Origin of the sequence: Leptolyngbya sp. CCNP1308 (assembly GCF_034932455.1) — a bacterium.
In the GTDB taxonomy this organism is placed as follows: domain Bacteria; phylum Cyanobacteriota; class Cyanobacteriia; order Phormidesmidales; family Phormidesmidaceae; genus Nodosilinea.
This window is the reverse complement of the sequence record NZ_JAYGIH010000075.1, coordinates 16,550-36,529: the sequence shown is the minus strand read 5'-3', so window position 1 is coordinate 36,529 and position 19,980 is coordinate 16,550. Positions and strand designations below refer to the sequence as shown.

The following is a 19,980-nucleotide window of genomic DNA, read 5'->3' as shown; positions in this document are numbered from 1 at the left end:
AACATAGAATTGACACTACTCCAAGCAGGATCGATAGAGAAAAATACAGAATCAACGCTGCTTCAAACAGAATCGATAGAGAAAAACATGAAATTGGCGGTGTTCTAGAGCGAATTGGAAAGGCTTGCCACCAGGAGCCTACGCCATTTTGCCTATTGATAGCTTGATACATATACACTCCCGTATATTTACAGAAGCTAGACGAAGCTTTCATAGAGGATGAATTGAAAAGTGCATCACGGGATGCGTCATCCCTTATTTGAAAATCCAAAATGAACAACCAAACTGTAACAGCTACACTGTCTACCCAAGAAGCTTTAGAAATTGTTGCTCAGCTCAAAGAAGTCCGTGAGCAGCTTACCTTTTTGATCGGTTTAACCCCCCAAGAGCGGCGTCAAATACCCAAGATGGGCCTTAAATCTCAAACATTTACAACCCGCGCCCTAGACATGGCCGCCCAGCATATCGACATGATGCCGCGCCATCTCGATGTCGAAGAAGCCCGCCGCGATCTGGCTCTCTTCGAAGCGCTGAACCCTATTTTGCAAGCAGTAAACCACTTCAAAGAACTGCTAGAAGATACGCAAATGCTGGCGGGTAGCGAGGCCTACGCAGCAGCCCGGCTGGCCTACAACTCCGCCAAAGTGACAGGCAAAAATAGAGGACTCGATGACGTCATCGAAGATCTCTCTCAGCAGTTTCGCAAATCGCGCCGACAAAGCGCGATCGCTCAGTCGCCCGCTCCCCAGTCGCAGACGGCCTAACTAACCCTGTATAGCGCTGCACAATTCCAACATCCATCGCCCCGAGCGCTGCCTTACCGGCATCATCGGGGCGATGGTCTTTTTAGGCGACTTCTGTAAAAGAGATTTCCAAACGGTGGGCAGTGCCCACCCTACGGCTGACGAAAGTTCTAATGTAGGTTGGCGTTGAGCGAAGCGTTCGCGCAGCGTCTCCAGAGAAGAAAACCCAACACCAGTAACGGTTTTGTTGGGTTTCGCTAACGCCAATCCGACCTACGGCAAGATAAGGGTTTCAACAGTTTTGTCAGTTGACTAGGTATCTGACTTATCTGCTGTTGAGCTATCGTAAAGGCAGATTTCAGCTAGCAGTGCCATGATAACCCTCGAACCTGATCATCAATCAGCGATTATCCGTACAGAGCGAGGGCTGACAATTGCAGGCACCCGCATAACTCTCTATGACGTGATGGATCACGTTTTAGCTGAATATCCCCCTAAGTTTATTCAAGGATTATTCGAGCTGACGAAAGATCAAATTGACGCTGCTCTAGCCTATATTGAGGCTAACCGTGCCGAGGTGGAGGCTGAGTACCAGCAGGTCATTCAGGAAACTGAAGAACTCCGGCAGTATTACGAAGAGCAGAACCGGGAGCGAGTTGCTCGAATCTCTACCCTACCGCCTCCGCCTGGGCTGGAAGCTGCATGGGAAAAACTTCGGGCATCAAAGGCACGGCATCAGCTCCAGATGAAGATTTGCTAGAGCAGGTAATGCGCGAAGAAAATACTCAAAACTCTTTGCCAGTCGTGACTATTGGCAATGCTGATCGAGTGTTAAACGATTCAAGTTATCGCGATCGCTGTGTTGATCGGATTGTCGAAATTGCGATTTACCCTGCCAACTATACGGGTGCAAGACGGGTTTTCATCCCTTAATCAAGTGCGATCGCCGATCGCGTAGGTTCAATTGAGAAACGTAGCTTGCTTCCCGCAGGGTAACCCAACACCCACAAGCTCTAGCTAAGACTATCGCCGCTTCTCCAATATATCAGCGCCTACAGCACCCGCCCCGATGCGCGGCGCGGTAGATATTCGCCCATGCCCGATCGCCCCAGCCACTCATCCCCATCGACAATACACTGGCCCCGCAAAAAGACCTTTTTGACCTTGCCCGTCACCTCTCGCCCCTCAAACAGTGAATAGTCCACCAGCGAGTGGTGGGTGCTGGCGCTGAGGGTGTGGGTTTCGTTGGGGTCAAACAGCACCAGGTCGGCGTCGCTGCCGACGGCGATCGTGCCCTTGCGGGGAAACAGGCCAAACATTTTGGCCGGGGCGGTGGCGGTGAGCTGCACAAAGCGGTTGAGGTTGATGCGCCCCGCCCTCACCCCGCCGTCATAGAGCAGCGTTAGCCGCAGTTCTACCCCAGGGGCACCGTTGGGGATGCGGTTGAAATTATCCCGACCGAACTGTTTTGACTTGAGAATGCCCAGCGGATTTTCGTTCATGCAGAAGGGGCAGTGGTCGGTGGCCACTAGCTGGAGGTCGTCGAACTGGAGCCCGCGCCACAGGGCGTGCTGGCAGTCGTGATTTCTCAAGGGCGGAGTCATGACGTACTTGGCCGCCTCAAAGCCAGGGGCATCGTACTCTGACTCATCGAGAAATAGGTAGTGGGGGCAGGTTTCGGCAAAGGCGTGAATGCCGCGATCGCGCGCCTCCACCACTGCATCTAGTGCCTCCTTGGCCGACAGGTGCACAATGTACACCGGCACCTCCGCCAGCTCCGCAATGCGAATCACCCGATGGGCGGCTTCCCCCTCCATCAGGCTGGGGCGGGTGAGCTGGTGATACTTCGGCGAGGTGTTGCCCTGCTCCAGCGCCTCTTCAATCAGCGCCTGAATCACCACCCCATTCTCAGCGTGGAGGTTGACCATGCCGCCGTGGTCGCCCGTGCGGCGCATGGTTCTAAAAATATCGGCGTCGTCAACCATCAGCACGCCGGGGTAAGCCATATAGAGCTTGAAGCTAGAGACCCCATCCTGGTTGATCAGGTCGGGTAGCTCTGCCAAGGAGCCAGGGTTGATGTCGGTGAGAATGACGTGAAAGGCGTAGTCAACGCAACACTGAGGTTCAGCCGCCGCCAGCCGTCTATCCAAAGCCGCCTTGGGGCTGTCGTTGTGGAACTGCTGGGCAAAGTCAATGATGGTGGTAGTGCCGCCAAAGGCAGCCGATCGCGTGCCCGTTTCAAACGTATCGCAGGTGTAGACATCGTTGCCCATGGGGGTTTCCATGTGCACGTGCGCATCAATGCCGCCCGGCAGCACTAGCAGCCCGGTGGCATCGTGACATTCCGCATTCTCGACCGAGAGCTGGCGACCAATCGCCTCAATGCGGCCATCCTGAATGAGAATGTCACCCTGGTAGTCATCTACCGCTGTGACAATGCGACCACCCTGAATCAATACCGATGTCATAGCAAGCCCCGTTGAAGCAAAACTGAAGCGAAACGGCTGGCCGGTTGGCCTGGCTACCTATCCCCCCAAGGGGGAGCGCAGCGTTGCTATGACTATAGTGAGTGACCTAAAATTCGCCCATTAAATAAATGTGCAGTTGTAAGGGGGGGCTGTTCAGGGTTTAGGGTACGACGAGCCGCCGTGAACCCCAGATCCCTAGTTGCGATAATGCAGCTCTTCGAGCCAGGTGCGCAGCTCGTCGGCGGAGGCATGGTCGATCGCCATCTGAGTGATGGGGTCGTAGGCGTTCCACAGGGTTTGGCCAGAGGCATCGCTGGCTTGCCACACGCGGGGTTCGGTGGTGGCTTCGAGGTGGGCCAGCAAGTTTTGCCAGAAGGCACTGAGCTGAGCGACCAGGCCGGTGGTGTTGCTAGAGTTGTTGATTGGCCAATAGCTGCTGTTCATAAGATCTCCTTCTTTGTGCGTCGGGGGTTTTCACCCACAACCTAAGAATAGATTTCTGTAGCTAAAACTACAAAAGCTTTCTGTCATGGTAGATATGAATAACTTTCATGCCCGATTCGCGGAGCGTAAGCCTGCGGCATCTCAGAAACGGGAACCGCTCGAAACGAGTATCCGTTCCGGAATCACTTGCCGAGCGGCGCATATGCTCTCTATGTAGAATTGTCAAAAGCTGATATTTTCAAAAAACAGTAGCGTATTATACAGATATCAAGATAAATCGTTCATCTCCCCCTGATATTTATCGGGTGCATTCCCCCTCAGGCACCCCAGCAGGGAGACGGAAGTAGGGACACTCCCGAAGGAACGCGCCTCACTACGCCATCGCTTTTTGGAGGCGACATTATGAAACTCACCTATCGCGGCAATAGCTACGACGCTCCATCCAATCCCACCCCTGCCCCGGGCAAAACCATCGACACCGGCAACTATCGGGGTGCTCCCGTTGTTTTTAAGGCTGTGGCCGAACTGCCCGCTCAGCCCGCTGCCGATTTGACCTGGCGCGGTGTGCCTTACCGCACGGGCATTGCGGCTCCTGTAGCTGCGATTCCGGAACGGATCGCCCCGGTGGTCGTTGCAGAGATTCCTGCTGTTGCAGCTAGCCTGGCTGCCCCAGCTGTAGAGGCTGAAACTGCGCCCATCAACCTTTCTGACCTGGCCCGCAACCTGTTTATTCGCCGCCACCAGCGCAGCCGTCGGCGCGAACAGGGCATGATGGTGCGCCTAGCTGCTGAGGTCGGCATCCCTGTAGAAGACGCGGCCCACTACGAAAGCCACATTCAAGGCAAAATGCCCCACGATTTCTCTGGCTACGATCGCGGCTCAGCCTCCATGAGCTAGATGCGAGACGATACGGCAGATGGCCCGGCGCTCTGGCACCCCGGGCCATTTTTTTGTGCCAGGGCGTAGATCTCTCCCCATTCTCGCTGGGTGAGGGGTTGGGCAATGAGCTGGCAATTAAAACAGGCCTCTGCTGCCTGGGTTAGCGATTCAACTATTTTGGATGTGGTTAACCCCTGTTGCACGGCTAGCTGGGCCTGGTTTGTTGGCGGTGCTGGCGTTTGGAACACCTGCTGCCACAGCTCTACATCGGTCGTGAGTCCCATTGATCCATGCTGAAGCAAGTGAGAATCGCGTCGCAGCTGGGCGCTGCCGATCACTTTGTGGCCTTGAGCATCGACCAAATCAGCACTGGTAGCTAGGGCAAAGCAGTTATGCGAACGGCTATAGTCGCGGTTCGGATTCCCAAAATTTAAGGACACTCCTAGATCTGCCCAGCCTGCAATCAAGAACTGGCACAGCAATCTATAGGCTTGGTCGCGGCTTCCAGCAATGTTTGAACTGACTAGGGCATAGGTTAAATCGCCCTGGTGCAGCACCCCACGCCCGCCAGTCGGGCGCTGCACCAGATCCACCGTTCGCCCCTGCCAGACCAGATTTTTCCAGTGATCGGGCATTTGCCGCCGCTGGCTTGCCCCCAAAGAAATTGCTGACGGATTCCAGGTGTAGAACCGCAGTGTGGGCGGATGGCCATGGTGCTGATGCTGATCGAGCAGCCAGGTATCGATCGCCATCTGCACCGCGCCGGGGGCATCCAGCAGTGGAATCAGCCGCCAGATTGCATGACTCACGGGGCTTCCCCAGCATGGTAAGAGCTGCGAACTAATGGGCCAGAGCGCACGTGCTCAAAGCCGAGTTCGTGGGCAATTTCCCCCAGCCGATCGAATTCTGCGGGTGTCCAGTAGCGATCGACCGGGCGATGATCGAGGGAGGGGCGCATATACTGCCCGATGGTGATGCGATCGCACCCCACCCGCCGCAGATCTTGCATCGCCTCGATCAATTCCGCCTCGGTTTCGCCGTGGCCCACCATCAGCCCCGATTTCGTCGGTACCGTGGGGTCGAATTCTTTTACTAAAGAGAGGACGCGGAGGGAGCGATCATACTTGGCCCCGCGTCGCACCGGGTCTTGCAGTCGTCGCACAGTTTCGAGGTTGTGGTTGTAGCAGGCGGGCTTGGCGGCCACTACGGTTTGGACGCGATCGGCCTGCCCGGCTTCACGGGTCGGCCCACCCCAAAAGTCTGGAGTCAACACTTCGATTTCCGTCCCCGGATTCTCCCGACGAATCGCATTCATGACTGTGACAAACCAGCTAGCCCCGTGGTCGGGCAGGTCGTCCCGCGCCACCGAAGTCAGCACCACGTAGCGCAAGCCCAATAAACGAACGGACTCCGATACCTTCTCGGGTTCGTGGGGATCGAGGGTCATGGGCGCGTGGCCCTTTTCTACCTGGCAAAACGAGCAGGCGCGGGTGCACACCGACCCCATCAGCAAAAAGGTGGCGGTGCGGTTGGCGTAGCATTCCCCCCGGTTGGGGCAGCGGCCCTCTTCGCAAATGGTGTGAATCTGCCGCTCTTTGACAATGCGCTGCACCGCCGAAATCTCGCTGGCGTTGCCGATGGGGCGACGCAGCCAGTCGGGCATACGCTCCAGCTCAGCCCTGAGCTGCTGACGTGAGTTGGTTGTAGAAGTCATGAGCCACCGTAGGGTGGGCACTGCCCACCAAATGCTTTGCCGCCAGCAGGATTAAATTACCCTACAAGCTCAGGGCAAACGACCGTTTGCCCCTACAAAAGGTTTTTCCTTACTGGATTCTATCGCGGGTGATTTCTACCGCAACCTGACCGGTGTAGTCGGGGATGGGCGGCGTGAGCTTAGTGACTTTGACCGTGACCCGTTGCAGACGTGGATCAGAGTCGAGCGCTAGGGTGGCGATCGCCCCCGCCAGCCGCTCAATCAGCGCAAACTTGGCTGTGCGAATGATCTGCTGGGTGCCGTTAATCACCGTGCGGTAGTCGTGGGTATCGGCGAGGCGATCGCTCTGGGTGGCCTCTGCTAAATCTAAGTACAGAACAATATCGGCCTGAAACCACTGTCCCAGCACATTTTCCTCAGGCAGCGCCCCTGTGTAGCCGTAGGCGCGAATGTTGGTCAAATGGATGGCATCCATGGGCTTAGGGACGTTTTAGGTAGCGAGGTGCTTGTTTGCAAAGTTCGATTCCCTAGATACTTGCTGCCACCATTCCAACTAAAACCCCCCTTACTAAGGGGGGCAGGGGGGATCTGAGGAGAAAATTTTGCTATCAAACGGTTTGAATAATGCGAGGCTTTGAGGGCAAACAACCGTTTGCCCCTACTTGAGCCAGCCCTTGAGGCGGGCCGCCACCTGAGGCCGCCGCAGCTTGCGCATAGCTTTGGTTTGAATTTGGCGCACCCGCTCCCGCGAGAGGTTAAAAATACCGCCCACCTCTTCTAGGGTGTGGGTTTCGCCCGTAGCCAGCCCATAGCGCAGGGTAATGATGTCTTTTTCGCGTTCAGTCAGCACCTCGCCCAGCACGCTGGTAATTTCTTGGCGCATCATGTTTTCGCTAATTTTAGACTCCGGCGTTTGGGTGCTGCTGTCTTCGAGCAGCTCCATCAGCTCGGTGTCTTCGCCTTTGCCGACGCGGTGGTTTAATGAAAGCGATCGCCGCCGCACCTGCTGCAAACTTCTCAGTTGATCGACCGTTACATCTAACGCATCGGCCAGTTCTTGCTCGCTGGGGTTGCGCTGTAAGTCGCGCCGCAGATCGCGGTGGGCTTTCTTGAGCTTGTTCAGCTTTTCCACAATGTGGATTGGCAGGCGAATGGTACGGGCATCGTTGGCGATGGTGCGAGTAATGCCCTGACGAATCCACCAGTAGGCGTAGGTCGAAAATTTATAGCCCTTGTCGGGATCAAATTTTTCGGTGGCGCGGTTTAGTCCCAACGCTCCTTCCTGAATTAAATCGAGAAAGGGCACCCCTCGATTTAAATAGCGCTTGGCGATCGACACCACCAGCCGCAGATTAGATCGAATCATTCTTCGCTTGGCGGTGCGACCCTCGTGGAGTTTTTGGGTGAACTCCGCCTCGCTCACCTTCAACTTCTCAACTAGCTCTTGTCGGTTGGGTTTTCGCCCCAACTCCTTCTGAAGTTTTTCGCTGGTGGCTTCGACCTTAGATAGAAATCGCACCTGCCGAGCCAGCTCAATTTCTTCGCTTGGTTTTAGCAGGGGATAGCGCGCCATCTCTTTAAAGAAAGCACCGACCGCATCGTCGGTAAGGGTTTTGCTATAACCCGTCAACCCCATCTCCGACATGGCCTCCGACTGAGAAAACTTAGCCAGAACCTCCCGATCTTCGTCCCAGGCTGTGAGGTCAGGGGTGATCTGGCTATCGGTGGCAGACACCTTTTCGGCGACCCGATTTAAGTCGGTGTCGAACCCATCCATAGGCTCGTCGGCCCAAGCAATAGAACTGTCTCTGTCGGAGTTATATGTAGTAGCCATGGGGTAAATAAAACTGTATACCTACGGGTCGAAGCATGCAGATTGAAGGCATGTCTATTCGGATTGCCCTGCCGATGGCAACCCCTGACAAAACGCTTGATCCCGGAATTGGATCTTTGGACTTATTTTGTGAGTCCACAATACGGATTATTTTGTGAATTCCCAGGCAATGTAACATTTCTTAGGCAACTTGCGTAGTGTAACAGCCAATCCAAAAAATGAACCGAAAATTTAAGTGCAACCTCTATTATTTTTTGCTATCCTCAGACACTTTGCCTTGCTATTGATCGCTGGGTAGAGATAGAGGCAGGGGGCTCAGGTCGGGGTAGATTGCTGTTGGCGGGGGGAGATGATCTCTATAGTTTTCTTTTTATAGTTTGACTCCGTTTTCCACAGGTAGGGAAAAGTTTTCCACAGAATGTAACCTGTGGAAAACTCAAGGGATTGAGGGTTGAAACCCAATTCAAGCCCAGCGGTGGAGGATGGGCCGTAGGAAAACTACAGTTACAGGCTGGGCATGGTTGGATTCGGCTGGGGTGCGAGGCTGCCAGCGCTCTCTGAAAATAACCCCAAATTCGATCTTCCTGGTCGGGACGAATGATGTGAATCTGTCTTCAGTCAGCAGGTCAAACAACCTCTTACACTGGCAAAGGTAATGTAGGTGGTGTAAAACGCGTGGCCCTTGGCGAGAGTAGACCCCAGCCTCAGTGGGTCAATGTTTTGGTAGACTACGGCGGCCAGCCCGCAGAATATACCTATGAAGTGCCTGCCGCCTTAGAGGTGCAGGTAGGCGATATTCTAACCGTGCCCTTTCGTCACCAGAGCATTGGTGCGATCGCCCTCTCCCTTTCCCCAAGGTCTCCGGCTAACCTGGTGCCCCACCAAATTCGAGCGGTGGAAGGCATTGTGGAGCAGCGGTTTTTTGCCCCACCCTACTGGGCTTTGCTCCAGCGGGTCGCCGACTACTACCAGGTGCCGCTGATGCAGGTGCTGAAGACGGCACTGCCGCCGGGGGTGTTGGCCAGGTCGCAGCGGCGGTTGCGGTTGCGGCGCGATCGCCTGCCTCAGCCTTTGCCCTCTCCCCTATCGCTAGGGGTTGAGGAATTAGTGGACGATCTGCGGCGATCGCCCTCGGGAGACTACACCTGGCCCTATCTACAAAAACGCGGCCACAGCTATCGCACCCTGCAACAGCTTATCCAGCTCGGCTGGGCTGAGTCATACCTGGCACCGCCCCAGCCGCCCCAGGCCAAGCGCCGCCAGGCGGTCACCCTGGTGGGCGGCGACACCCTACCCCCTGATCTCACCCCCCGCCAGCAAGAAATCATCGCTACCCTGCGCCGTCAGGGGGGCGATCTGTGGCTTAGCGATGCTCTGCAACTGTGCCAAACCACTAGCCCCACCCTGAAACGGTTAGCCCAATCAGGCTGTGTGGTGATCGAGCCGCGCGAACAGCTGCGGGCCGAAACCGGGCCTGCGCTGCTGCCCGATCTGCCCAAGCCCCTCACCCACTATCAGGCTCAGGTGCTTGCTCCTATTAATAAGAGTCAGCAGGGGAGTCAGTTTTTGCTGCATGGGGTAACTGGCTCGGGCAAGACCGAGGTGTATTTGCAGGCGATCGCTCCCCGTCTCACCGCTGGCCAGTCGGCCCTGGTGCTGGTGCCCGAAATCGGCCTTACCCCCCAGCTCACCGATCGCTTTCGCCGCCGCTTTGGCGATCAGGTGTGGGTCTACCACAGCGGGTTAGCCGATGGCGAACGCTACGACACCTGGCGGCAAAGCCTCAAACCGTCTAAACCCCTCGTGATCGTCGGCACCCGTTCTGCCATCTTTATGCCCCTGCCCAACCTAGGGCTGATCATTCTCGACGAAGAACACGACAGCAGCTACAAGCAAGACGTGCCCCCCTGCTACCACGCCCGCACCGTCGCCCGCTGGCGGGCCGAGCTAGAAAACTGCCCCCTAGTGCTCGGTTCTGCCACCCCCTCCCTCGACACCTGGGTGCAGTGCCAAGGGCTAGGCGAGCAGATTTTCAACACAGAAAACCCAGTAGGGTGGGCACTGCCCACCATTAACCCAGAACTCGCTGATTCACCCGCAGTCCCAAACACCCCCTCAAATTCTGCACTTCATCTAAAATCGGTTACATCTTCTACTCACTCCCCCACTCCCCCACTCCCCCACTCCCCTACTCCCCCCTCTCTCCCCTGGACGTATCTTTCGCTGCCAGAACGGGTGCAGGCCCAGCCCCTACCTGAGGTTAAAGTCATTGACATGCGCGACGAGCTGCAAGACGGCAACCGCAGCATTCTCAGCCGATCGCTCCAAACCGCCCTGACCCAAATGAAAGCCGAGGGCAACCAGGGATTATTGTTCATCCATCGGCGGGGGCACAGCAGTTTTGTGTCGTGCCGCAGCTGTGGCCATGTGATGATGTGCCCCCACTGCGACGTGTCGCTGTCGTACCACCAGCCGGGGGCAAATAGCGCCATGACCCTGCGCTGCCACTACTGCAACTTTAGCCAAGCTCATCCCAAACACTGCCCGGAATGCAGATCGCCCTACCTCAAGCACTTTGGTAGCGGCACCCAGCGGGTAGTCAATGCCCTGGCTGAAACCTTTCCAGAGCTGAGCTGCATTCGTTTTGATAGCGACACCACCCGCACCAAAGGAGCCCACCGCGCCCTGCTCACCCGCTTTGCCGAAGGCGGGGCCGACCTGCTGGTGGGTACCCAAATGCTGACCAAAGGCATCGATCTACCTCAAGTCACCCTAGTGGGCATCATCGCCGCCGACGGACTCCTATATATGAATGATTATTGGGCCAGCGAACGGGCGCTGCAAATGCTAATTCAGGTGGCGGGGCGGGCGGGGCGCGGCACCCAGTCAGGGCAGGTCTTTTTGCAAACCTACACCCCCGACCATCCCGTGATCGAAGCGGTAACTCGCCATGCCTACGACGGGTTTATCGCCACCGAGTGGGCGCAGCGGCAGCTGTTGCAGTATCCCCCCGCCGGGCAGATGGTGCTGTTGCGGCTCAGCAGTATCGACCCAGAGGCGGTGGAGAAAACCGCCTCAATCTTGGCTCAGCAGGTGACTCAGCTATTAGAGGGGTCGTCTTACCAACTGCTGGGGCCTGCACCCGCGCCGATTCCGCGAGTTGCCCGCCGTTATCGTTGGCACCTGGTCGTCAAAGGGCCGATGGATGAGCCGCTGCCCAACCTGCAAGACCTGAAACGCCACTGCCCGGCTCAGGTGAGCCTCATCATTGATGTCGATCCGCTAAATTTGGCCTAAATTTAGTCCTTTTCAGTTTTTTAAGGATCCGAAGAGCTATTTTTTGTGGGGAACATTGTTATCATTGCTAACCCCTGTAACGGCGGGTAACGATCCATCAATCGCCTTTGCAGACCCCTTTGACTGTGATAGTTTAGGTATATCGAAAACAACTGAATACCCCGCAAGCCTAACTCGGTTAACAGCCTTTACGAGCTGGTGCTTAAGTTAGTAACAAACTAAAATTCGCTTCAAAACAATCCTCCTAGAGGTGGTCATTCTTGACCTTAACCTACCCTAACTGCCGGTCAGGCAACGGATTGTAAAAAGCAACTGTAGTTTAGCGAGTTTGCCCATTCTGTTTGATTTCTGGTTTATTCTTGAGGTGTTTAACTCAGTTAAGCAACCTAGCCTGGCCACGATAGCCCTTAGCTCGTCTGGCCAACGTACTGAAAAAAGACTTAACGGAGAGTGGCCACGATGGTCACTCTTCAGTTTTTTAAAGGGTACTGCTGCGATCGCCCCGCCTACCCAACTATTTAGCTACAGCAAAACGCAGTCCCGCCGACAATTGGAGCAATAATTCTTCTGCTCTGCCCGAAAAAATGAGACTATGGGAATAGGTGAACAAGGGCTCTGGCTCGCTTTGATCATTGGCAATAGCCGCTGGCACTGGGGTGCCTTTGAGGGCGATCGTTGGCTGGGTTCGTGGCACACCCTGCATCTAACCGAAGCCCAGACCGATCAACTCCAGCAGAGCCGCTTTGCGCTATCGGCTTGGCAGCAGTTAGGTATTGAAACCGTCCTACCTTCTAATCCAGGTGATGGAGGCCAGGAGCATCAAGAACTTTGGATGGCTTCTGTCGTCAACACGCCCGCAGCCTGGTTAGTCAGTTCTGCTCACGTTCACCCGATCGCAACTAAGCAGGTGCCCCTGCAAAACACCTACCCCACGCTGGGGGTAGACCGGGCGCTGGCGCTGGTGGGCGCTGGCGATCGCTGGGGCTGGCCCGTGCTGGTGATTGACTGCGGCACCGCCCTCACCTTTACGGCTGGGGCAGACCAGCGCTTGATTGGCGGAGCCATTTTGCCGGGGCTGCGATCGCAGTTTCGCGCCCTCCCAGCCCACACCGATCAACTCCCGGCCCTAGAGTTTGACCCCGATGTCTGGCCCCAGCGCTGGGCAACCAACACCTCCGAAGCCATGGTCAGCGGCATTCTGCATACTCAGCTGGCGGGCATTCGTGACTTTGTGGTCGCCTGGGAGGCTGACTGGCCCAGCGGGGCTGTCGTGCTTACAGGGGGAGATAGCGCAGCCATCTACCGCTACCTAGCAAAACAGACCCCAACCCTAGCCCAGCGAATCAACCACGATCCGGATCTGGGCTTTTGGGGCTTGAGGGTCTGTCGTCAGCAGAAGCTGGAAAAACCCAGCGCTATAGGCCTCTAATGCGGTTTTTGTAAGCGTTGGCATCCGTGCCCACGCCGGTGTTGGCATAGGTGCTAGCACTGTTCATGCTCTGTAGATTGCTTACCCGGTTGCCAGGGTTGGGGTGGGTACTGAGAAATTCGGCGCTATTGCCTCCCTCAAGCTTTTGCATAAAGCTGATAAAGCCCGTGGTGTCGTAGCCCGCTCGGCCCAGGTTGTTGAATCCCCGGCGATCGGCGTCGTACTCGGCCTCGCGGCTGTTGGGCAGCTGTAGGGCCAGCTGTACTCCTATGTTGACCAGGGCATCCTGACGCACTTCGAGAGCACCGGCCACACCGCTGGCCAGCGCCTGCTGCCGCATCTGGTTAATGGCGTGGCGACCCGTAATGTGGCCAATTTCGTGGGCCATCACCCCGGCCAGTTCGGCCTCGTTAGCAGCGGCTCTAATCAGGCCGGTTTGAATGTAGACAAAACCACCAGCGGTGGCAAAGGCGTTGACGCTGTTATCGTCTACGACTTGAAAGGTGTAAGGCAGGTTGGGGCGATCGCTGTTCGCCGCCAAGCGCTGGCCAATTTCGTTGATGTAGCTATTTATGGATGAGTTGCGGTTATAGACCCGCACCCCCTGGGCCTTGAGCTGGCGGTCAATCTGAGTGCCCAAGTTGACCTCATCCTGCTCAGACATGTTGCCCAACTGCACATAGCGAATGCCCTGAAAAATCAGGTCAAAAATGCTGGCTTGGGAAGCGGTGGGCGTTGACAAGCCAATGGTGACGGCCATAACGGCGGCGAGCAAACCATAGAGCCCACGGCGCAAAAAAGAATTTTTAGTCAATTGAGTGAGAGGAGAAAGCATAGGAGTGCTCCAAGTACCGCTGGGTACAGAACTACGTCCATTTTGCCCGGCTGGGAGTCTGGTGACCACAGCCAGTGGTCAATAATAAATTTGGCCTCGCTATACTGTGGGCCTACAAGCACAGATGCGATCGGGCCAGCACCAGGCGCTCGCCCCAAATGAGCCGCCCTGTGGTTCAATGGGATCGACATTCTGCTCTACTAAAACCACTCACCTTTTCCCTCCGCGAGGGCACCCCAGCTATGACCCTACTTGACGCTAAAGGCCGCCTGTTCGGCAAAGTCAGCATTTTAGATGTGGCGGCGGCGCTCATTATATTGATGGTGCTATTTGGTATTTTTCTGTATCCAGGCACCTCGGGGTCGGTAGCGCAGGTCGGGTCAACGACCAAGCCGGTGGAAGTAGACGTTATGGTGCGAGGCCTCACCTCCTCTGACCCCGAGCGGCTGTTTGAAACTATCAAGAATTCTGAAACCACCAACATCATTATTCGTAATCAGCCCTACGGTCAGGTCAAGATCAAAGATGCGGTGCTGCTTCCCCGCAGTACCGTTGTGCCCCAGCCCGACGGCACAGTCATTGCTCTGCCCGACCCTCGCCCCGAGCTAAACTACACCATCGACATGCTCATTACCCTCGAAGATGAGGCCCAAATTACCGACACCGGGCCGGTGTTTGGCAACAGCAAGGTCAAAGTGGGCACTCAGATTGAGCTAGACGGCGATCTCTACAATTTCAACACCAGCACCGTAGATGTGCGGGTTCTAGAAAACAGCTAGATTCACTGCTGCTTCAGCTTCTCCCTCAACCCTCGGTTGGCCTCCTGCCGACAGCCGAGCGTTGCTGCGGCTCAGATTTGTTGATCGGTAGGAGTCTTGCTGAGACCCTTCTGCTTCCTTCTCTCGGGAAAATAATTGCTTGGACAGCGAAAAGCCCCAGGGTTCTAATCTGAGACAATAGAAACCTCATCCCCTCAAACCCACCGACCTTACTGCTATGACGGCCACTTCTATTGCGACCTCCCGTGTCAATTGGCAAACTTTGGCAGACCAGGCTCTGGCTGGTGAGGTATTGGGCCGGGAACAGGCCCGCGCTGTACTCACCGCCCCCGATACTGAGCTGCTCGATCAGCTGGCGGCGGCCTACCGGGTGCGGCGGCACCACTGGGGCAACCGGGTGCGGCTGCACTTTTTGCTCAATGCCCAGAGCGGGCTCTGCCCCGAGGACTGCCACTACTGCTCGCAGTCAAAAATTTCTGCTGCCGAAATCGAAAAATATCCCTTTATGGCCCAGGAGACAATCCTGGCCGCTGCCGAGCGGGCCAATACGCTGAAGGCGGGTACGTTTTGCATGGTGATTTCGGGGCGATCGCCCTCCGATCGCGTCTTTGGCGAAGTGCTCGACGCGGTGCGCCAGGTCAAAGAACGCTACCCAATGAAGATTTGCGCCTGCCTGGGCCTGCTCGACGAAACCCAAACCCAGCAGCTGGCGGCGGCGGGGGTAGACCGGGTCAACCACAACCTCAACACCAGCGAGGCTAACTACGGCGAGATCTGCACCACCCACACCTTTGATGACCGACTAAATACCATCCAGGCGGTGCAGTCGGCGGGTATGACCACCTGTTCCGGCGGCATCTTTGGCCTAGGCGAAACCCACGACGACATTATTGATATGGCGCTAACCCTGCGGCGGCTGGCGGTGACCAGCGTGCCGCTAAATTTTCTGATTCCCATTGAAGGCACGCCCTTTGAAGGGCGTCAGCATCTAAACCCGCGCCAGTGTCTGCGGATTTTGTGCCTGTATCGGCTGCTGCTGCCCGCCCAAGAAATTCGGATTGCTGGCGGACGGGAAGTGCAGCTGCGGCAGCTACAACCCTTGGGGCTCTATGCTGCCAACTCAATTTTTGTGGGCGACTACCTAACCACCCCTGGGCAAGCCGCCCAGACTGACTACGCCATGATCCGCGATGCCGGATTTGTGCTTGAAGGCCCCGACGGTGGAGAAATTGAGCTGCCAAAAGCAGTCTCCAAAGTTCCGTAGGGTGAGCACCGCCCACCAATCCTGAGTTGTTTAGACCGATAAATCTTACTTAACCCAACTGAGCACCTGCTGAGATTGAGTAGAGTGGTGTGGGACCCGATCGAGGGCATCGGTGGACGATGAGGTTGGAAAGCTTAGACGGGCTGCGATCGCGTCACCAGGCTCACCAAACTATCCACCAGTCGCTGGGGTTCCATGGGCATGATGTGCTCGCCGTGCATCACGCTCTGGGTCATGATAAAAAAGATTGTTGCCCCCAGCACCACCCGCGCCGTAGCCTCCGGGTCGGGCAGATCGAGTTCTGGGCAGCCTTTTAGATAGTCGGTGAGCCGATCGGCGGCGGGCTTTGTGAGATATTCCACAAAGGCCTGAGCCAGCTGCGGAAACCGACCCGACTCGCCTGCCACTAAGCGCACAAAATTTTGATAGTCGAGGTCGTGCAGCTCACTCTCAATGGCGTTGGTAATCACTCGCCGCAGCACCACCTCGGGGCGACCCTCCAGATTGCCGTCACCCATTACCTGCTCACATCGGGCCTGGGCTACGTACTGAATGAGTGCCCGAAACAGCCCTTCCTTGTCTTTGAAATAGTTGTAGACCGTTGGTTTAGAGACCCCGGCGGTGGCGGCTACCTTATCCATGCTGGTGCCAGAGTAGCCATTTTGCAGGAACTCTTGCATAGCTCCCTGCAAAATTTGCACGGCTTTGTCATTCAGCACTGCCGGACTTTGAACCACGCGTTGCCACCTCTCTAACCCAACTGATTCATGTATAGCACCCGATCGCCGGGCAACATAGCAACTCAGCCCCTGCGATCGCATTGAGCCAAGTCGCTGCTTACCCCAGAGCATCCCCTAGGAACACAAGCAATAGAGTATCGCTCTATACACTCATTTTAACGAGGTATTGACTAATTTTACCAAACCGTTTAGTTTAGTTTTATTGCCTCCGGCAATTCTGGTAAGTCCGCCTATGCTGACGACAGACTCGAATCGGGATCTTGTGCTCCGCTTTTACAAAGCCTTTGACGATCGCACCATCGATCGTGCTCTAGATTTGCTCGCGCCCAATTTTGTTGCCCATCTGGCGGGGGTGCCTCAGCCCCTCGATGCAGAAGGCTTTAAGCAGTTTGGCCTGTCGTTTTATACGGCCTTTGGTCAGGGCCACCATGGATTTGATGAAATTGTTGTGGCTGGCGATCGGGTGGTTACCTGTGGCCGGTTTACGGCTATCCATATCGGCGATTTTCAGGGGCTGCCGCCTACTGGCAAGCAAATTAGCCTTGCGGTTATGCACATAGACCGAGTAGAAAACGGAAAAATTGTTGAACATTGGGGTCAGGGCGATGCCCTAGGGCTAATGCAGCAGCTGGGTGTTGTCTTTTTACCAGGGCCTAAACTGCTGCCCCGTCTATTGCGCAGTGCTGTATCTCGCTGGTTCTAGACAAAGGCTAGAACCCAGCTGAGACTCTTTTTATCTCCATCAATCAGGATTTTGGCCAAGTGAACCTGTAGTTGTACTGAGCCTTTCTGTGAATCCTATACCGGGATGTGACCCATGCAAGCTAGTATCTATCGCGACTTTAAATGGAACCGTCTGGCGTTTGCTCTGTTGGCAACGCTGATTGTTGCCGATACGGCTCCCCATCCCCAGCTAGCGCCAGGGCTGCTGCAAACTCTTGCAGCGCGGGTACAGACTTCTCTCCAGGATGGTCAGTAGCCGATCGGGCGATCGCCCGACCTAGCTAAGATTCCGTAAACTCTAGCCCCAGCCGGGCAGCTTGATGATTAAGCTAGGGGTTGCCCCCCGCTGCCCCGCCCATGCCCTCGTCTTCCAGTAGAACCAAAACGGCTGCCCTCGCCACTAGCTACCGAGTTACGGGCTGGGTGCAGCGACAGATTAAGCGAGACTGGGTAAAACTTTCGCTAGCTGGACTTTGGCTCAGCTTTGTTGCCGCCCACGTGGGCACTGACTCAGTGCCAGTGCGGTTTCTGGAGCGACAGGTACAGACCCTATTTTTTGAAATTCGCGGCCCCCTAGCGCCTCCAGATGACATTGTCATTTTGGCGATGGATGATGAGTCCTTTGGGCAGGCCGAGTATTACCGTAACAACCCTGAGCAGTACAGCTATTTTGCTCCGATCGCGGGCAGCCCGTGGCAGCGTACGGCCCATGCGATTGCCATTGAACGCCTCCTAGAGGCTGGGGCAAAAGCGGTGGCGGTCGATATTTTGATGTTTTCTGACAGTAGCTACGGCCCCGCCGATGATCAGGCCCTGGCCGATGTACTGGCTCGCTACGGCGATCGCGTTGTGCTAGCCAGCTCTGTTGACGATGCCCAGTTGCGCCAGGGAGCCTTGGTTCGCCCCACCCAGCCCTTGCCCAAACTGCTCAACACGCCCGTGCACACCGGCAACATCAACTTCTCCATCGAGCCCGATAGCCGTATTCACCGCCATGGGCGCACCTACTTAGATGGCCTGATCGCGAGCCAGGCTGATCTCGACCCTGGCGAGATCGGCAATGAGCCCGAGAATACCCAGTCCTTTGCTGAGGCCACCCTTGATGCCGCAGGGGTTGACCATCCCCCCTATCAGGGCGACTTTATGGACTTTTATGGGCCTACTCGCAGTTTTAACCACATACCCTTTTGGCAAGTCCTTGATCCCGACCCTTGGGCTAACTACCTCGATAACGGGCGCTATTTTCAAGACAAAATTGTGTTGATTGGGGGTACCGCCAAGTTTCTCCAAGACTTTCACCAAGCCCCATTTTCAGAAACCCTGCTGCACCCCGAGACCATGGCCGGGGTCGAAATATTAGCCACGGACATCGCCAACCTGCGCGATGGCCAAGCCCTGCGTATGGGGATTGTTGACCCCTGGCTGCGGGGGCTGCTGGTGCTGGGCGGCGGGGCCGGGTTCGTGCTGCTGCTGCGACGGTTCAATCGCCCCATCGCCCGTCTGGGGTGGACAGCGGCCAGCTTGGGCAGTTGGTTTTGGGTGAGCTATGGAGCCTTTGTGAGTCTGGGGCTGCTGCTGCCCACTGGCGCACCCATTGTGGGTCTGATGGTGCTGGGCAGCACCTACATCGTGGCCGATATTGTGACCGAGCAGCTGCGCAAACAGCGCCTGCGTCAAACCCTAGAGCAGTACGTCACCTCCCCGATTGTGCAGGAGATCATCAGCCAGCAAGATGACCTGCAAGACCTGCTAAAGCTGCGAGAGGCCGAGGTGATTGGCCTGCTGCTGGCCAACCGCTACCGCATTGTGCGACTGCTGGGGGCGGGGGGCTTTGGCGAAACCTACGTGGCCGAAGACACCCAGCGCCCCGGTTCGCCCATCTGCGTAGTGAAGCAGCTGCGCATTATTAGCAATGACCCCAGAGCGCACCGCATGGGCAAGCGCTTTTTTGAAGGCGAGGCTGAAACCCTAGAGAAACTGGGCCACCACCCCCAAATTCCGCGATTGCTGGCCTATTTTGAGGCTCAAAATTCTTTTTACTTAGTCGAAGAAATGATCGAGGGTCGCCTGCTTAAGGATGAGTTGGCCTCCCGTCGTCCGATGCCCCAGGCCTATGTGCTGGATTTGCTGCTGGGGCTGCTGCCGGTGGTGGCTTTTGTCCACGACCAGGGGGTGATTCACCGCGACATCAAGCCGTCTAACATCATTCGCCGCGAGGCGAATGGGCAGCTGGTGCTGATCGACTTTGGCGCTGTCAAGCTAATTTCTAACAAGCTGGCCGATACCGGAGTGAATCTCACCTCCACCTCCACCATTGGAGTGGGTACCCAGGGCTACATGCCCAGTGAGCAGTCGGCGGGGCTGCCCAAGTTTGGCAGTGACCTCTACGCTCTAGGCATTACCGCCGTTGAGGCGCTAACGGGTATTCCAGCCTATGCGCTGCGCCGCGACGTCAATGGTGAACTGCTCTGGCGCCATGAAGCCCCCAACCTCGACCCTAAGTTTGGCGACATCGTGACCCGGCTGGTGCTCTATGACTTCACCGATCGCTACCAGCGGGCCGAGGAAGTGCTGGCTGATCTCAGCGGTGTGGAGATAGTAGTGCGATCGCAGCCCCAGCCCGAGGGTATCCCCACTTTCGATAGGGATACAGACATGGGCCAGCCCCCCTATGGTATGCGCATCGACAGCGTCGCCACCGACAACATAGATGACCCCGAGGCCGCTACCGATTCCACTCAAATGCTGCCCGGCGACTGGTTTGCCACCGCTGGAGAAGTTTCCTCCAGCGATACCGACACCGACAGTACCGAAGCCAGTTCCTGAGCTAT

18 protein-coding genes and 1 riboswitch are annotated in these 19,980 nt (G+C 56.3%); of the genes, 10 read left to right on the top strand and 8 right to left on the bottom strand.

Features of this window, described 5'->3' with window-relative positions; genetic code table 11:
- The first annotated feature begins 272 nt into the window (after nt 1–272).
- A complete protein-coding gene (locus tag VB780_RS20410; protein WP_323353019.1) occupies nt 273–764 on the top strand; it encodes a hypothetical protein in 492 nt (163 codons plus the stop codon).
- Between the two features lie 352 nt (nt 765–1,116).
- A complete protein-coding gene (locus VB780_RS20405; protein WP_323353018.1) occupies nt 1,117–1,503 on the top strand; it encodes a DUF433 domain-containing protein in 387 nt (128 codons plus the stop codon).
- A 292-nt stretch (nt 1,504–1,795) separates the two neighbouring features.
- On the opposite strand, the gene hydA is transcribed toward VB780_RS20405, so the two are convergent.
- Nucleotides 1,796–3,211, bottom strand: coding sequence for a dihydropyrimidinase (hydA, locus tag VB780_RS20400; protein WP_323353017.1), 1,416 nt, complete (start codon nt 3,209–3,211; stop codon nt 1,796–1,798).
- A 195-nt stretch (nt 3,212–3,406) separates the two neighbouring features.
- The gene (locus tag VB780_RS20395) at nt 3,407–3,655 is read right to left on the bottom strand and encodes a hypothetical protein (protein ID WP_323353016.1); all 249 of its coding nucleotides are present in this window, start codon (nt 3,653–3,655) and stop codon (nt 3,407–3,409) included.
- A 276-nt stretch (nt 3,656–3,931) separates the two neighbouring features.
- Nucleotides 3,932–4,025, top strand: a riboswitch (Glutamine riboswitch).
- 32 nt (nt 4,026–4,057) lie between these two features.
- Here VB780_RS20395 and VB780_RS20390 point away from each other — a divergent pair.
- Nucleotides 4,058–4,552, top strand: coding sequence for a DUF4278 domain-containing protein (locus tag VB780_RS20390; protein ID WP_323353015.1), 495 nt, complete (start codon nt 4,058–4,060; stop codon nt 4,550–4,552).
- On the opposite strand, the gene VB780_RS20385 is transcribed toward VB780_RS20390, so the two are convergent.
- From VB780_RS20385 to VB780_RS20370, 4 genes are all read right to left on the bottom strand, one after another.
- A complete protein-coding gene (locus VB780_RS20385; protein WP_323353014.1) occupies nt 4,549–5,343 on the bottom strand; it encodes a lipoate--protein ligase family protein in 795 nt (264 codons plus the stop codon). The genes VB780_RS20390 and VB780_RS20385 overlap by 4 nt on opposite strands.
- Nucleotides 5,340–6,248, bottom strand: a complete 909-nt coding sequence (gene lipA / locus VB780_RS20380; RefSeq protein ID WP_323353013.1) for a lipoyl synthase — start codon at nt 6,246–6,248, stop codon at nt 5,340–5,342. The genes VB780_RS20385 and lipA overlap by 4 nt, the downstream gene beginning before the upstream one ends.
- A 109-nt stretch (nt 6,249–6,357) precedes the next feature.
- On the bottom strand, nt 6,358–6,723 hold the full coding sequence (gene folB / locus VB780_RS20375; RefSeq protein ID WP_323353012.1) for a dihydroneopterin aldolase: 366 nt from the start codon (nt 6,721–6,723) through the stop codon (nt 6,358–6,360).
- 183 nt (nt 6,724–6,906) lie between these two features.
- Nucleotides 6,907–8,082, bottom strand: coding sequence for an RNA polymerase sigma factor, RpoD/SigA family (locus VB780_RS20370; protein WP_323353011.1), 1,176 nt, complete (start codon nt 8,080–8,082; stop codon nt 6,907–6,909).
- A 675-nt stretch (nt 8,083–8,757) separates the two neighbouring features.
- On the opposite strand from VB780_RS20370, the gene priA reads away from it, so the two are divergent.
- A complete protein-coding gene (gene priA, locus VB780_RS20365; RefSeq protein WP_323353010.1) occupies nt 8,758–11,379 on the top strand; it encodes a primosomal protein N' in 2,622 nt (873 codons plus the stop codon).
- Between the two features lie 592 nt (nt 11,380–11,971).
- The gene (locus VB780_RS20360) at nt 11,972–12,808 is read left to right on the top strand and encodes a pantothenate kinase (RefSeq protein ID WP_323353009.1); all 837 of its coding nucleotides are present in this window, start codon (nt 11,972–11,974) and stop codon (nt 12,806–12,808) included.
- Here VB780_RS20360 and VB780_RS20355 read toward each other — a convergent pair.
- Nucleotides 12,795–13,643, bottom strand: coding sequence for a M48 family metallopeptidase (locus VB780_RS20355; protein ID WP_323353008.1), 849 nt, complete (start codon nt 13,641–13,643; stop codon nt 12,795–12,797). The genes VB780_RS20360 and VB780_RS20355 overlap by 14 nt on opposite strands.
- Before the next feature lie 242 nt (nt 13,644–13,885).
- Here VB780_RS20355 and VB780_RS20350 point away from each other — a divergent pair, with 242 nt between their 5' ends.
- Nucleotides 13,886–14,422, top strand: a complete 537-nt coding sequence (locus VB780_RS20350; protein ID WP_323353007.1) for a DUF4330 domain-containing protein — start codon at nt 13,886–13,888, stop codon at nt 14,420–14,422.
- 217 nt (nt 14,423–14,639) lie between these two features.
- Nucleotides 14,640–15,686 (top strand): biotin synthase BioB, encoded by a 1,047-nt coding sequence (bioB, locus tag VB780_RS20345; protein ID WP_323353006.1) that lies wholly within the window; start codon nt 14,640–14,642, stop codon nt 15,684–15,686.
- A gap of 134 nt (nt 15,687–15,820) precedes the next feature.
- Here the strand turns inward: bioB and VB780_RS20340 are convergent, their stop codons facing one another.
- Complete coding sequence (locus tag VB780_RS20340; RefSeq protein ID WP_323353005.1) at nt 15,821–16,423, bottom strand: TetR/AcrR family transcriptional regulator; 603 nt, start codon at nt 16,421–16,423, stop codon at nt 15,821–15,823.
- Nucleotides 16,424–16,658: 235 nt separating this feature from the next.
- On the opposite strand from VB780_RS20340, the gene VB780_RS20335 reads away from it, so the two are divergent.
- The 3 genes from VB780_RS20335 to VB780_RS20325 all read left to right on the top strand — a co-directional run bounded on the left by VB780_RS20335 (nt 16,659) and on the right by VB780_RS20325 (nt 19,975).
- Nucleotides 16,659–17,129, top strand: coding sequence for an ester cyclase (locus VB780_RS20335; RefSeq protein ID WP_323353004.1), 471 nt, complete (start codon nt 16,659–16,661; stop codon nt 17,127–17,129).
- A 114-nt stretch (nt 17,130–17,243) separates the two neighbouring features.
- Nucleotides 17,244–17,405 carry a hypothetical protein gene (locus tag VB780_RS20330; RefSeq protein WP_323353003.1) on the top strand — a complete coding sequence of 54 codons (162 nt, stop codon included), beginning with the start codon at nt 17,244–17,246 and terminating at the stop codon, nt 17,403–17,405.
- Nucleotides 17,406–17,506: 101 nt separating this feature from the next.
- Nucleotides 17,507–19,975, top strand: coding sequence for a serine/threonine-protein kinase (locus VB780_RS20325; protein WP_323353002.1), 2,469 nt, complete (start codon nt 17,507–17,509; stop codon nt 19,973–19,975).
- The last annotated feature ends 5 nt before the right edge of the window (nt 19,976–19,980 follow it).